Origin of the sequence: Escherichia sp. KTE96 (assembly GCF_000408525.1) — a bacterium.
Lineage (GTDB): Bacteria > Pseudomonadota > Gammaproteobacteria > Enterobacterales > Enterobacteriaceae > Escherichia > Escherichia marmotae.
The window spans coordinates 288,494-302,757 of sequence record NZ_KE137149.1 but is presented as its reverse complement, the minus strand read 5'-3'; the positions used below and the strand labels follow the sequence as shown (position 1 = coordinate 302,757).

The window sequence follows — 14,264 nt, the reverse complement described above, 5'->3', positions numbered from 1 at the left end:
ACCGCATCCGGCAACGGAATCGTAAATTACACCGTCTCCAGCCGGGCGTAAGCCGCCACCAGCCATTTAATACCCTGGCCCTGGAACGCCACCTGCAGGCGGCTATGCTCGCCGCTGCCTTCCATATTGACGATAGTCCCTTCACCAAACTTGGCATGGCGCACACGCTGGCCGAGTTTGTAACCGCTGTCGTTCTCAGCCAGTGGCGTACCCATACGCTGATGACTGACCGGACGACTCACCGTAGCGCGTAATCGCACCTCTTCCACACATTCTTCCGGCAGCTCACCAATAAAGCGCGACGGGCGATGGTAAACCTCTTTGCCATACAGACGGCGAGTTTCCGCATAGGTCAGCGTCAGTTTCTGCATCGCACGGGTTACCCCAACGTAGGCCAGACGACGTTCTTCTTCCAGACGCCCACCTTCATCCAGCGACATCTGGCTGGGGAACATTCCCTCTTCCATACCGACGATAAATACCTGCGGGAACTCCAGCCCTTTCGCTGAGTGCAAAGTCATCAACTGCACCGCATCCTGCCAGGTATCCGCCTGCCCTTCACCCGCTTCCAGTGCCGCATGCGAGAGGAAAGCCTGCAGCGGCATTAAATCTTCATCTTCTTCGTTGTAGCTGAACTGGCGCGTTGCTGTCACCAGTTCCTCTAAGTTTTCAATACGCGTCTGGCCTTTTTCGCCTTTCTCCTGTTCATACATGGTACGCAGGCCAGAGTCTTTAATTACCCGGTCAGTCTGTACATGCAGCGGCATATCGGCAGTTTCTTGCGCTAAGGCGTCAATCAGTTCCATAAACCGTTGCAAGGCGCTGGCAGCGCGCCCAGCGAGGGCTTTTTCCTGTAACAGTTCACGACACGCCTGCCAGAGAGTTAGCTGGCGATCGCGCGATGTCTGGCGAACTACGTCCAGCGTCCGATCACCAATACCCCGCGTTGGCGTATTCACCACGCGCTCAAATGCCGCGTCATCGTTACGGTTGGCAATCAGGCGCAGATACGAGAGCGCATCTTTGATTTCCTGGCGTTCGAAGAAGCGCATACCGCCATAAATACGGTACGGCATACTGGCCTGCAATAAGGCTTCTTCCAGCACACGCGACTGGGCGTTGCTACGGTAGAGAATGGCGCACTCAGCGAGCGCCCCGCCATTGTCCTGCCAGGTTTTGATGCGGTTAACCACAAAACGCGCTTCGTCGAGTTCGTTAAAGGCACAATAAAGGGAAATCGGCTCACCGTCCGCGCCATCGGTCCACAATTTTTTACCTAAGCGTCCATTGTTGTTTTCAATCAGGGCGTTGGCGGCGCTCAGAATGTTACTGGTGGAGCGATAGTTCTGCTCCAGACGAATAGTTTCGGCACCAGGGAAATCATTGAGGAAACGCTGAATATTCTCGACCTGCGCACCGCGCCAGCCATAAATTGACTGGTCATCATCACCGACGATCATCACTTTGCCGGTATCACCCGCCAGCAGGCGGATCCACGCGTACTGAATGTTGTTGGTATCCTGGAATTCGTCCACAAGGATATTGGTAAAACGTTCGCGGTAGTGCTGAAGGATATGCGGCTTGTTAAGCCACAGTTCGTGGGCGCGCAGCAGCAGTTCAGCGAAGTCCACCAGGCCCGCGCGGTCACACGCTTCCTGATACGCCTGATAAACCTTCTGCCAGGTTTGCTCTACCGGGTTACCGTAGCTCTGAATATGATGCGGCCGCAGGCCTTCATCTTTCTGGCTGTTGATGTACCACATTGCCTGGCGCGGCGGCCACTGCTTCTCGTCGAGGTTCATCGCTTTGATCAAACGCTTGAGCAGGCGCAGTTGGTCTTCGCTATCGAGGATCTGGAAATCCTGCGGTAGGTTAGCGTCCATATGGTGCGCACGCAGCAGGCGGTGCGCCAGCCCGTGGAAGGTGCCAACCCACATGCCGCCCTGGCTGGTGCCCATCAATTGCCCGATGCGATGGCGCATTTCCGCCGCCGCTTTGTTGGTAAACGTCACCGCCATAATCGAGTACGGCGAGCAGTTTTCCACGCTCATCAGCCACGCAATACGATGCACCAGAACGCGCGTCTTACCACTGCCCGCGCCCGCCAGCACCAGAAGATTGCTGCGTGGCGCGGCCACCGCTTCGCGCTGTTTGTCATTAAGGCTTTCGAGCAGGTAAGAAACGTCCATTGGCACCGCCGCGTAAAAATGTTGGGGCGGAGAAGCGCAACGCCCTCCGCCAAAAAGCTGGGTATATATACAGAGTTGCTGATTATATCAGCGAGGTCAGAGATGCCAACCGGGAAATTTCCAGATGCGGCAGTAAACGGCTGTCCCAGGTTTGCATCAGATCGCCATTTTCCGGTTTGATCCAGCACGCCTGCATTCCGCTGCGAATTGCCCCACCAACGTCGGTGGTGAGATCATCGCCAACATGCAGGATCTCACCGATCGGCACATTGAGTTTTTCTGCCGCCAGAAAGTACATATCGCTGAACGGTTTCGAGCGCCCGTGCGGGCCAGCACGCAGCACGAACTCAAAGTAATCGCCCAGGCCAAACAATTCAGGCTGGGCGTTACCGTTGGTGATCGCCACCAGCGGCCATTTCTTCGCCAGTTGTTTTAAGGTGTCGTGAGTTTGCTGCGGCACATCAATACGGCTGCGCCATTTAGCAAAGTTGATCATCGCCGCGTGTGCGCCTGCACTGGCCTCTTCGGCACTCAGCCCGGCGTCGAGCATGGCTTGTTCGATAGAACGAAAACGCCAGCGCGTCACATCATGATAAATCTCTGGTTCCGCTTCCCGTACCGCCTGGCGCAGACGTTGCAGATCTTCATTCTGGAAGCTACGCAGCGCCGGATGATAATTTTGCACAAAGATAAGTGCTTCTTGCTCGGTACGTTGGATCACCGGACGGTTATCGTAAAGGGTATCATCCAGGTCAAAAGTGAGCGCCGAGATGCGCCCCAAAGGCCGGTAAAAACGCATTATTTCCCCCGTTTAGCGCGTGGATGCGCCGCATCGTACACCGAGGCAAGGTGTTGAAAATCAAGATGAGTATAGATTTGCGTGGTGGAGAGGTTGGCATGGCCCAGCAGCTCCTGCACACCACGAAGATCGCCGCTCGACTCCAGCATATGCGTGGCGAACGAGTGACGTAATTTATGCGGGTGAACGTGATTATTCAGCCCTTGTTTTATGCCCCATTCGGCAAAGCGTTTTTGCACATTACGCGCGGATATGCGTTTCCCCTGTTTCGACAGGAAAAGCGCATCGTCTTCGCAACCAAACAGGTCACGCAAATCAAGCCAGTGCTCAATCCACGCCACCGCGTTGCGACCAATCGGCAAACGACGTTCTTTGCTGCCTTTACCCATCACCCATACTTCACCGGACTCCAGGTCGAGGTGTTTGATGTCCAGCCCCACCAGTTCGGAAAGACGCAGGCCTGCACCGTACATCACTTCCAGCATTGCCCGGTCGCGCACGGCGAGGGGATCATTGATATCGATATCCAGCAGCCGATTCATATCATCGACATCGATATTTTTTGGCAGATGGCGTGCCGCTTTCGGTGCCGAAACACCTTTCGCCGGGTTGGCTTTGAGTTCGTTCTGGCTGACCAGCCAGTCAAAAAAGCTACGTAGCGCAGAGAGGCGTAATGCGAGGCTTGCTGCTCCCAGCCCTTTACGACGACTGCGTACAGCAAAATTACGCACCATCGTCACATCACATTGTTGCCAGCTTTGCAGGTCGTTTTCACTGGCAAAATTGATGATCGCCTCAAGCTGGCGTCGGTAGTTAAGCAGAGTTATCGGGCTAAGTTGACGCTCCACGCTCAGATAGCGTAGATAGCGTTCCACATCGGTATGTAAATCGATCATACGCGTTCAATCCAACGCTCCAGAAGCTCCGGCATCATCAGCGCAATTTCATGGAGTAACTGCGTTCCTTGCCCTTGTTGATAGTGACTGGCATCCCGGCTGGTGAACAGTACGACACCTAAATCAGCATCACTTCCCAACATCGACATCGCTACTGATCCCACCGCTTTCGCTTCCGGCAGCACCACCAGCAGTTCAGGCCCGTTAAGCGGCCCCAGATAATGCTGTTCCTGCCCCAGACGCTGAATACGCAGTGGTTCAAAAGCCTGACGACTCAATGCCAGATAGGTATAGTTCGACGGCGCGCCTAAACGCCAGCGATCCGGGAACAGACGCAGACTCGCGCCCGCCAGACCGAGATCGCGTGCCCAACGGTGAAAGCGCATTAGCATATCGTCGAGACTGCTGGCAGCAGTGAGAGTGCGCTGCAGATAAAGTAAGCGATAAAACAGGCCTTCGTTGGCGGTAGCCTGTTCCATCAACAGCGCCATATTCTCTTCCAGAACATGAATATGGTTACGCGCGCGGGCCATATGCCATTCGACGAGCGAAACGGTGCCACGTACCGGATGCGGCACCCGAATTGCCTCTACTGCGTGCGCATTGCGGATAAAAAACTCAGGATTTTTAATCAGATAATCGACAACCGCTCGGTCATCAAGCTCCGTGAGTGTTTCCTGTAGTTCTTCCCCTGGTTGCTTCATAGATGAATAAATCCGTCGTAAACATGTACTGCCGGACCCGTCATATATAACGGATGACCCGGACCTTTCCAGGCGATATCAAGGCGACCGCCAGGGAGTTCCACACGTACTTCTTCGGCCAGCAAACCTTGCTGAATCCCTACCGCTACTGCCGCACACGCGCCGCTGCCACAGGCCTGAGTTTCTCCTGCCCCACGTTCATAGACTCGTAAACGAATATGCTCGCGCTTAACCACTTGCATAAAACCGATATTGGCACGTTCCGGGAAGCGTTCGTGGTTTTCCAGAACAGGGCCTAGTGTTTCTACCGCCGCAGTATCGACATCATCGACCTGAATCACGCAGTGTGGATTACCCATTGACACCACGCCGCATAAGATTGTCTGCTCGGCGGCGCGCATAATATAGGTCTTTTCCGCTTTGTTGGCGCGAAACGGCACGGCGGAAGGTTCGAAATTTGGTTCGCCCATATTTACCCGCACCAGATCATCATCGGTGACGGTCAGCACCATCCGACCATTGGCGGTGCTAACGCGAATATCGCGCTTATTGGTCAGCCCTTTCAGGCGTACAAAGCGGGCAAAGCAGCGTGCGCCGTTGCCGCACTGCGCCACTTCACTACCGTCAGCATTAAAAATACGATAGTGGAAATCGAGTTCTGGATCGTAAGGCGGCTCGACCACCAATAGCTGATCAAAACCCACACCCAGGTGCCGATCCGCCAGACGACGAATCAGATCCGGTGAAAAAAAGACATTCTGCGTTACCGCGTCGACGACCATAAAATCGTTGCCAAGGCCATGCATTTTCGAGAACTGCATTATCTACTCCATTCACGCGGGTACAGAAACTGACTTTTAGTAATTCACCTGAGATGGGCCATCGCCAGTGGCGCGGTCGTTTTTATCCGGCAACGTGGATTGCGTTTGCGTATCTACCGGTTTGGTCGGCGGCGGCGCGTTTTTATCTGCGGGCGGGAAATAGAGCGGACCTTTCAGACCGCAGCCCGTCAGGCTGAAAAGAGTCAGTAATACAGTGAGTGCCTTAAACACGTTTTTCATTATGGATTGCCTGTAAAGTTCATCGCTTTCTGCTTTCTATCATCGCAGGAGAAGACGTAAAAGCAAGCGTTTAGCGACTCTTTATGAAGTCTGAAAAGTGAGGAATTGCTGCGAGTATAACGCTTACACGCAGGGATTTATGTTTTGCTGGTGGTTTCGTGATCGACACCTCGCGCCAGGATGGCTTTATGCACTATCGCAATGTGGTTTGTTTGTTGTCTTGTTCGCTGTTCTTATCATCGGCATGGGGCTTTTGAGAGAGTGGCGAAACATGAAATTTCGTTGTCTGACCTTAGTCGCCAGTGACATACAACGTTGCCAACCAGGTGATAAGAGGGAATAAAATCTGATGGGGCTATTTACCCGACTGGAAAAATTTGACCAAAAGCTTACGCGCGGTTATGCCCGCTGGGGGCGCTGGGTGTGGCGGATGCTGATCGCCGTGCCAGTACTGGTCGTGTTGTGGAATATAGGGCAGGCAGTATGGGGAGGTCCAAGAGGTGGAGTGATTCTGGAAATCCACAGTGAAATTGACCGTCCGATACTGGGATTCAGTGTTAACGGCGTGGCGGGCGCGAATGCTTTTGCGAATGGTGGAGGTTCAACAACCTGTTGTGGTGATGTCAGTGGGGATACGGCAGAGGTTATCTGGACATTAAGTACTACTCGTACACAGTATAATGCTGGAATGCGTCTGGAGAAACGTAACAAGACTTTGCCTCTCCCAAAAAGAGAATGGGGAGAAAATTATCTGCACGTGCATTTTATGCCTGGCGATAAAGTGTTGCTGGGGTGGAGTAAAGATTCTTTTTCTCCGTATGAAGATCTTCACAACGGGGGGTACAAAACCCGCGTTCGGCAGGATGTGAAAGATAAACTTTATGGCACAGGGAAAATGAATTGATAGATTTCTGTAAAAATCACGTTCAGCAGGAGACGTAATAATGTGGGGAATGTTAGATACCGGTGGTGGAATTCGGGCACAACTCGCGGAAGACAACAAAGTAGGTAACGGTGGGCAGAGTCGCATGTTGAAACCCTTCCCGGCGTCAATCCGGAATATTTTAATGTGATTAGCCGTACTATGAGGCAGTTCCGGGATGGTGTTTATATCGTGAGTGAAAACATCACCTTTACCCCAACAACTATCAGAAAATAGCAATGGCCTTTATGGATTCTGAAAAGTGACGATTTGCCGCAAAAGTTACGCTTACGTGCGGGGAATTATGTTCTGCTGGTGGTTTCGTGATCGGCACCTCGCGCCAGGATGGCTTTATGCACTATCGCAATGTGGTTTGTTTGTTGTCTTGTTCGTTGTTCTTATCATCAGCATGGGGATGTCGGCTTGATGAGCCGGAACATAATATTTACCAGAAACAGGGAAAAGGCGTGGTGTACCTGCGCCCTTATGAAAAGACCAATCTTTCGCTACCGCAGATTAACTACAAGCGTCTGCATCTGTTACCGAATTTGTTAATTGACCCAACAAAACTGGAAGATTGGGAAACGGTGCCCCCGGCAACCGATCTCACGACAGACGTTGTCTACAGCGGCGTAAACGCAACATTTCCCCATTACTCTTACTATAGCGATGGTCGCGCTATTCTCTACGCTGGTGAGGTGGTGCAAAACCCTCCAGGCACGCCGCCAGTCGATATCTCGTCATTTCAGGCATGGGCCGCTTTGCGGTCGATAAATATAGCCTCTATTTTGACGGACAACGCACCGAAAGTAATAGCGGCGCGTCACGTGTTGATCTGGCGACGCTAAAATCTATCGAAGGTAACACTACCACGTTGGTGGATAGTAAAAATCTCTATTTGTCTGGTCGACGTCAGGGAAGCAGCAGTGATGTTACTGTATTAGAAAAAAGATGGTGGGGTATTAATCCACGTCTTATGGGTGTAAACAGAGAAATGTATTCCAATGATCTGCTTATCCGCAGTGGGCAGAACATTTATTTAAATGGTGTTCGCCTTGCAGCGAATGCAGACTCATTTGAGATAATTCGCTGGATACCTCATTCACTGCTGGTTTTTCGCGACAACAATGGTTTGCATCGTTATCCCTTTGGTCAATTATCAGGCAAGGCAATACCCGTAGATGATGACGTCTCTTTTGAAGTAGGGGAAAGTCGCGTTCGCTGGCGTAAACAGCTCACGCCCGACCGTCAGTGGAGCCAGTGGATAGACCTACCAGGTATTGAACCTGAACAATTTCATCTGATTACTGGCAATATTGCGCAGTATAAAGATCGGCTGTATGTAACAAAATTATCGACATTTGGTGAAGACCAGCTTGAGATAATCCCGCTGGATACGCCAGACCTGGTCATTGATCGCTCATTTAATAGCGGCAAACAACATGCTTATTTTATCCGCCAATTACGGTCAAAAAGCGTGCAAATTATTCCAGTTAACGGTCCGCTAACTAAAAACGATCGCTTTGCTTATGACGATCGCAATGTTTATACATGGACCGATACAGAGGTAAGGATTACACCCTCCCCCTGCCCGGCGAAAACACGCGTCAGAGAAGAGAATGTCCGTGAAATTCATAACAACGACATTATGATTATTACAGAGGAACCAGGATGCAAAAAATAGCCTTACGGATTGGCATAGCTCTAAGCATAATGGCCGCAAGCAGCTTCAATTACGCGGCCACAAGCAAGATACAAAAACTAAACGTCATCCTGGATGCAACGACATTAAGCACTGACAGCGATGAGATTAGCCGTCCCCTCGACATTAATGATGATGGCATTTCCGAAACGCTTAACTGCACGTATTCACCTTCCACGCCTCCCGCTGCCTGCGGGAAAGATGATTGTGGATATACCGCGAGTGACGCACCAACTATGGCTTGCAGTATTATGACCCCAGATAACTCCAGAATTAACATTGATTATTTTTGTAGCAAAATTAGCCTGATGAAAGAAAAGAATCATGGCCTACACGACCTGTTATGCGACGAGGATACAATCTTGCGTTGGAATGGGACGAGGTATGAAGGTTAAGTTTTATAGCCGAACCATGTTGATTTCACTGTTAGACGAAACAACTTATACTGCCGCCATCACTTAAAAACAGGATACAACAATGAACGACAGTGAATTTCATCGCCTGGCAGATCAACTGTGGCTGACCATTGAAGAACGCCTGGACGACTGGGATGGCGACAGCGATATCGACTGCGAAATCAACGGCGGCGTGCTGACCATTACCTTTGAAAACGGCAGCAAAATCATTATCAACCGCCAGGAACCGCTGCACCAGGTGTGGCTGGCAACCAAACAGGGCGGCTACCATTTTGACCTGAAAGGCGATGAGTGGATTTGCGACCGTAGCGGCGAAACCTTCTGGGATTTGCTGGAACAGGCCGCGACGCAGCAGGCAGGAGAAGCGGTGAGCTTCCGCTAAAATTCTTTGCCGGATGCGGCGTAAACGCCTTATCCGGCCTACAAATCCTGCAAAATTATAGAGTTGGGTGAAAAGCGCATTTAGCGGATCATATAGGGAGTTTGCCGCTATACATCAGCTTCGCCATCTGGAATAACCACTCGCCACCGCGAAAATCCCCCCCCAACAAGAGCCACTATAAAAAAAAGAAAACCTGCTCCATATAACCACCAACTCAATTCATACAAAACGTGGTAGTTATCACAGGAAATCAGCACGTCGGGGCACTCAACACCGTACTTACCGCCATCACCCCATCGTTCATAATAAGACTCTCGCCATACCAGAATACTTACTCCACTCGCTACGAGCGATAACAAACAACCCGCCCATAACTTACGAAATATTGGGTAACTAAACATAAAGATGACGCTGAGCAGCGCCTCTATGACACCCCAAATAATAGACAGGCTCGTCATTCCCCAGTCACTGTGCATAATGTCCTCTCCCTGATGTAATTTCAGGGAGCAACTTTAGTGAGGGAAAATGAAATCAGCGTGAAGTCAGAGGCGGAAATTGAATTATCCGGCACGCTCATCACGAAAAATACTGCTGTAACAGCGGCGTGTCGTTGTCCTGATTAGCAGGCGGCATGTTACCGATAGATTTGGTACGGAACGGAATGACCTGTTCGCGACCATCGACCTTCACAATCTGGTAAAACTGCGGCAGGTTAAAGTTGATGAAACTGGAGCCGTAAGTGAAACGATCGTGCGATGACGAGTAGAAGCGACTGACATCACGCACCAACTCCTCTTTGCTACCCTCGCAGTGATGATACACCTCAACGCGGTTACTTTCGTCGAGAATGTAGATATTAAAGCCGTTCTCATCGTGTGTTTCTTCGAAGAAGAACTGGATGATCCCTTCGCTGGCGAAGCCGTCCACCACCGCCGGTAATTTAACGTGATTAGTCTCAACCTGCACTGACAAACCATGCAGTTTGTTATGCGAGATCGCGCCATAAAACTCGATGGCATTTTCCAGTTTCTGTACCGATACATTCAGGCGTTCGAAGAACAAACCCCAGGTCTGGCCAGAAACGCGCAACGCTTTAAAGCGCCCGGTTTCCTGGCGAGTGCTGGAAAGACGCAGTTCAATGCACTCAGAAACCAGTTGCTGCACGCGAGTACGGATTAATCCGCGCAAATGCTGGCTATAACAGAACACTTCCACGCTATCAGGGGGTGCAGCGTCCTGATGCATTTTGCCGAGGATGGTTTTCAGGGCTTCAATCATCGACTGCTCGCCGTTGAAATGCAGCGTGCGCACTTCATTCCATGAGTTGCGATACAGCAGGTCAACACTACCCACCAGACATTTTTGCTCTTCGCCAAAGCTGAAGACGTCCAGCTTACGGAAATCGAAATGTACTACCTGATTACGAAACGCTGTCGTCGGGTCATATTCCAGGTTGACGATAATCGCCAGATGGCGGATCTCACAAGGACTGTAGAGCGCTTTCGGTGTCGGCGCAGGTAAGCGCAACGGGAAATGGTGCGACACATCAGCCACCATCTCTTGCAGCTTAGGCAGATCGACAATGCCGTTGCCTTTAATGTACAAACGGGTGCGCGAGGTCAGCAGTCCGTTAAACCATGCCCACGCCACCAATTTGTTCAGGTAACGGTTATATTCCAGCGGTTGATGGCTGATGATCGACTCAATTGTCGGCGCACGGTTATACAAATACCAGCCAGAGCGATTAGCACGCCCCGGCGGTACATAAATAAAGGTCAGATTTGGCTCGGAAAGATCTGGTGAAATCTGCGGGTTTACCAGCGTCACTTTCCCCGGTAATGCTTCAAACGCAGCGTACAGTTTACGCGTCAGCACACCGATATCCTGCGGGCTGGCAGAAACGCTAAGGTTATTGCGACGCGCAAAGCGGATCAGATTACGGTAACTCTGCATCATCGCATCGAGCAGTTCGTTGTGCGCTTCACGCACCTGATCAATCTTCCAGTTAGCGCGGTTATCCAGCATCGTCAGGCGAGATTCGTCCCAACTCCACTCTTTCACCAGTTGGCTTAACACTTCACGACGCCAGCCCACGCAGGCGCGTTCGCGGCTTAATTTTTCGCACACTTTTAAATAAAAGCAGCGGCGCACCAAATCCAGACGGGTGAAATCTTCAATCGCCGTCAAATATTCGGTAACGCGCTCCAGCATCATGCAGTACGGATCGAGGCCAAATGACACTATCTCGCCGTCGTGCAAACGCTGTTTGATATCTTTCGCCAGCAGGCGTGGATTAGGGTATTCCCAGGAATAGGCTTCCAGCAGCAGTGTTTTCAGTACCGCTTTGTACGGGGAGTCGATACTTTTGTAGAGCTGCCAAAGGCTGGCACCGAAGTACTCTTCAGCAGAAAGCGAGCTTAAACCACCGAGATCCAGCCATTCATTTGGCGTCAGTACGCCCTGCGCGTAAAGCGTCATTACATAATCATCGTAATGCTCTTCTTCGTCGCACGGCACCATATTCCACAGAATACGCTTACCGGCGAGACGCACGGCGGTACGGTAAAATTCATCAAGTAGCAGTATATGCTGGGTGGAGCCACAATCTTCGCCCCCCAGACTGCCACTTTCGTTGTGGCGGAAACGGTTTTCATCAATCAGGAAGAAGCTAACTTCCACCCCCAATGAGGCGGCCCAGCTTTCCAGCAAGCTGCATTTACGTTGCAGTAACTGACGCTCTTCGCTATCCAGCCACGATTGATGGCAGACCCAGATATCCAGATCAGAGGAACAACTTTGCCCTATGGACGAGGTGCTGCCCATTGTGTATACGCCAGTAATTGGAAGCTCACCTTTTGGCGGGTCCTGTACTGACATTCCACGATACAGTTCCAGTTCGTTCAGGTAGTGGCGTTGGGTTTCATCAGGCGTATAAAGGCAAATGCCCTTGGGAACGTTACCATCAAGGTAACCCGGCATTAGCGGATGGTGATAGTGCAACAATGTCGGCAGCAGACTGTAGACCTGTTGGAATGCAGGCCCCATAGCAGCAAGCGCGCGATCCACGCGCAATTGATTTATGGCATCCAGTCTCTGTTTCAGAGTCTCAATATAGAGGTACAAGACGTATCGCCTGATTTGCTACCCGTCATGTCTGTGATTCCGGCAACATCAACGGAAACACGCGGCATTCGGGATATTTCGTATGTCAAAGGTAACCGTACCACTTTCCGCGCCTGGTTTTTTTAGTTTCACGACGAAAAAATGGTCTAAAACGTGATCAATTTAACACCTTGCTGGTTGACCGTAAAGAAAGATGCGCTACATACAAGTGTAGCACTGTTTATTCTCTGTAAATTCCTTATTACGACGGCTTGAAGCGCCTGTCAGGATCCACCGCCTGGCTATATTTTACGTTTTGCTCAGGCATCTACGTTTCACCACAACACTGACATCGCTCCGGCAAGGATGTTAGGATGGACCATGGATGATAATGACGGTAACAAGCATGTTAGACAATGTTTTAAGAATTGCCACACGCCAAAGCCCACTTGCACTCTGGCAGGCACATTATGTCAAAGACAAGTTGATGGCGAGCCATCCAGGGCTGGTGGTTGAACTGGTGCCGATGGTGACGCGCGGCGATGTGATTCTTGATACGCCGCTGGCGAAGGTAGGCGGAAAAGGCTTATTTGTGAAAGAGCTGGAAGTCGCGCTCCTGGAAAACCGTGCCGATATCGCCGTACATTCAATGAAAGATGTGCCGGTTGAATTTCCGCAAGGTCTGGGGCTGGTCACCATTTGCGAGCGTGAAGATCCTCGCGATGCCTTTGTCTCCAATAACTATGACAGTCTGGATGCGTTACCTGCGGGCAGCATCGTCGGAACTTCCAGCTTACGCCGTCAGTGCCAACTGGCTGAACGCCGTCCGGATCTCATTATCCGTTCTCTGCGCGGCAATGTCGGTACTCGTCTGAGTAAACTGGATAATGGCGAATACGATGCCATTATTCTTGCCGTGGCTGGCTTAAAACGTTTAGGGCTGGAGTCACGCATTCGCGCCGCGCTGCCGCCAGAAGTTTCTCTTCCGGCTGTAGGACAAGGTGCGGTGGGCATTGAATGCCGCCTTGATGATACGCGCACCCGCGAGCTTCTTGCCGCGCTCAATCACCACGAAACTGCACTGCGCGTCACCGCCGAACGCGCCATGAATACCCGTCTTGAAGGCGGTTGCCAGGTGCCGATTGGTAGCTACGCCGAACTTATTGATGGCGAAATCTGGCTGCGTGCACTGGTCGGCGCACCGGACGGTTCGCAGATTATTCGCGGTGAACGCCGTGGTGCGCCGCAAGATGCCGGGCAAATGGGCATTTCGCTGGCAGAAGAGCTATTGAATAACGGCGCACGTGAAATCCTTGCTGAAGTCTATAACGGAGACGCTCCGGCATGAGTATCCTGGTCACCCGCCCGTCTCCCGCTGGAGAAGAGTTAGTGAGCCGTCTGCGCACACTGGGGCAGGTGGCCTGGCATTTTCCGCTGATTGAGTTTTCCCCTGGTCGGCAATTGCCACAACTTGCCGACCGGCTGGCGGAGCTGAGCGAAGGCGATCTGTTGTTTGCCCTTTCGCAACATGCCGTTGCTTTTGCCCAGTCACAGCTACATCAGCAAGGTCTTAAGTGGCCCACCCTACCCACTTATTTCGCTATTGGCCGTACCACGGCGCTGGTGCTGCATACCGTGAGCGGACATGAAGTTCGTTATCCGCATGATCGGGAAATCAGCGAAGTCTTGCTACAATTACCTGAATTACAAAATATTGTGGGAAAACGTGCGCTAATTTTACGTGGCAACGGCGGTCGTGAGCTGATTGGGGAAACCCTGACGGCACGCGAGGCTGAAGTTACTTTTTGCGAATGTTATCAACGATGCGCCATTCATTACGATGGTGCAGAAGAAGCGATGCGCTGGCAGTCCCGCGAAGTGACAACGGTCGTTGTTACCAGCGGTGAAATGTTGCAACAGCTCTGGTCGCTGATTCCACGATGGTATCGTGAGCACTGGTTACTACGCTGTCGACTACTGGTCGTCAGCGAGCGTCTGGCGAAACTCGCCCGGGAACTGGGTTGGCAAGACATTCAGGTCGCTGATAACGCTGACAACGATGCGCTTTTACGGGCATTACAATAACTCTCA

The 14,264-nt window shown here is 51.5% G+C and carries 14 protein-coding genes and 1 pseudogene; 7 read left to right on the top strand and 8 right to left on the bottom strand.

Annotated elements, in window-relative coordinates; genetic code table 11:
• Positions 1-26 precede the first annotated feature (26 nt).
• The 6 genes from uvrD to lptM all read right to left on the bottom strand — a co-directional run bounded on the left by uvrD (position 27) and on the right by lptM (position 5,649).
• A complete protein-coding gene (gene uvrD / locus A1WG_RS12820; protein ID WP_001517382.1) occupies positions 27-2,189 on the bottom strand; it encodes a DNA helicase II in 2,163 nt (720 codons plus the stop codon).
• Positions 2,190-2,271: 82 nt separating this feature from the next.
• On the bottom strand, positions 2,272-2,988 hold the full coding sequence (yigB, locus tag A1WG_RS12825) for a 5-amino-6-(5-phospho-D-ribitylamino)uracil phosphatase YigB (protein WP_001213593.1): 717 nt from the start codon (positions 2,986-2,988) through the stop codon (positions 2,272-2,274).
• Positions 2,988-3,884 carry a tyrosine recombinase XerC gene (xerC, locus tag A1WG_RS12830; RefSeq protein WP_000566225.1) on the bottom strand — a complete coding sequence of 299 codons (897 nt, stop codon included), beginning with the start codon at positions 3,882-3,884 and terminating at the stop codon, positions 2,988-2,990. Before xerC ends, yigB begins: the two co-directional genes overlap by 1 nt.
• Positions 3,881-4,588: a DUF484 domain-containing protein gene (locus tag A1WG_RS12835; protein ID WP_001517383.1), complete on the bottom strand. Its 708-nt coding sequence runs from the start codon at positions 4,586-4,588 to the stop codon at positions 3,881-3,883. Before A1WG_RS12835 ends, xerC begins: the two co-directional genes overlap by 4 nt.
• Positions 4,585-5,409 (bottom strand): diaminopimelate epimerase, encoded by an 825-nt coding sequence (gene dapF / locus A1WG_RS12840; RefSeq protein WP_001160644.1) that lies wholly within the window; start codon positions 5,407-5,409, stop codon positions 4,585-4,587. Before dapF ends, A1WG_RS12835 begins: the two co-directional genes overlap by 4 nt.
• Before the next feature lie 36 nt (positions 5,410-5,445).
• Entirely contained in the window at positions 5,446-5,649 is a 204-nt protein-coding gene (gene lptM, locus A1WG_RS12845; protein WP_000799886.1) for an LPS translocon maturation chaperone LptM, read from the bottom strand.
• A gap of 349 nt (positions 5,650-5,998) precedes the next feature.
• Between lptM and A1WG_RS12850 the strand changes: the two genes are divergently transcribed.
• The 5 genes and pseudogenes from A1WG_RS12850 to cyaY all read left to right on the top strand — a co-directional run bounded on the left by A1WG_RS12850 (position 5,999) and on the right by cyaY (position 9,071).
• Positions 5,999-6,553, top strand: coding sequence for a DUF3304 domain-containing protein (locus A1WG_RS12850; protein ID WP_001517384.1), 555 nt, complete (start codon positions 5,999-6,001; stop codon positions 6,551-6,553).
• A gap of 40 nt (positions 6,554-6,593) precedes the next feature.
• Positions 6,594-6,722, top strand: coding sequence for a hypothetical protein (locus A1WG_RS25090; protein ID WP_001517385.1), 129 nt, complete (start codon positions 6,594-6,596; stop codon positions 6,720-6,722).
• Between the two features lie 172 nt (positions 6,723-6,894).
• Positions 6,895-8,255: pseudogene (locus A1WG_RS12855) on the top strand (DKNYY family protein).
• The gene (locus tag A1WG_RS12860; RefSeq protein WP_001517387.1) at positions 8,243-8,668 is read left to right on the top strand and encodes a hypothetical protein; all 426 of its coding nucleotides are present in this window, start codon (positions 8,243-8,245) and stop codon (positions 8,666-8,668) included. The pseudogene A1WG_RS12855 and the gene A1WG_RS12860 overlap by 13 nt, the downstream one beginning before the upstream one ends.
• An 82-nt stretch (positions 8,669-8,750) precedes the next feature.
• Entirely contained in the window at positions 8,751-9,071 is a 321-nt protein-coding gene (gene cyaY / locus A1WG_RS12865) for an iron donor protein CyaY (RefSeq protein WP_001517388.1), read from the top strand.
• Positions 9,072-9,178: 107 nt separating this feature from the next.
• Here cyaY and A1WG_RS12870 read toward each other — a convergent pair whose 3' ends face one another.
• Positions 9,179-9,547 (bottom strand): hypothetical protein, encoded by a 369-nt coding sequence (locus A1WG_RS12870; RefSeq protein WP_001517389.1) that lies wholly within the window; start codon positions 9,545-9,547, stop codon positions 9,179-9,181.
• A gap of 100 nt (positions 9,548-9,647) precedes the next feature.
• Entirely contained in the window at positions 9,648-12,194 is a 2,547-nt protein-coding gene (gene cyaA, locus A1WG_RS12875; RefSeq protein WP_001517390.1) for a class I adenylate cyclase, read from the bottom strand.
• A 385-nt stretch (positions 12,195-12,579) separates the two neighbouring features.
• Here cyaA and hemC point away from each other — a divergent pair, with 385 nt between their 5' ends.
• Positions 12,580-13,521, top strand: coding sequence for a hydroxymethylbilane synthase (gene hemC / locus A1WG_RS12880; RefSeq protein WP_010377386.1), 942 nt, complete (start codon positions 12,580-12,582; stop codon positions 13,519-13,521).
• The gene (gene hemD / locus A1WG_RS12885; protein ID WP_001517391.1) at positions 13,518-14,258 is read left to right on the top strand and encodes a uroporphyrinogen-III synthase; all 741 of its coding nucleotides are present in this window, start codon (positions 13,518-13,520) and stop codon (positions 14,256-14,258) included. Before hemC ends, hemD begins: the two co-directional genes overlap by 4 nt.
• Positions 14,259-14,264 lie beyond the last annotated feature (6 nt).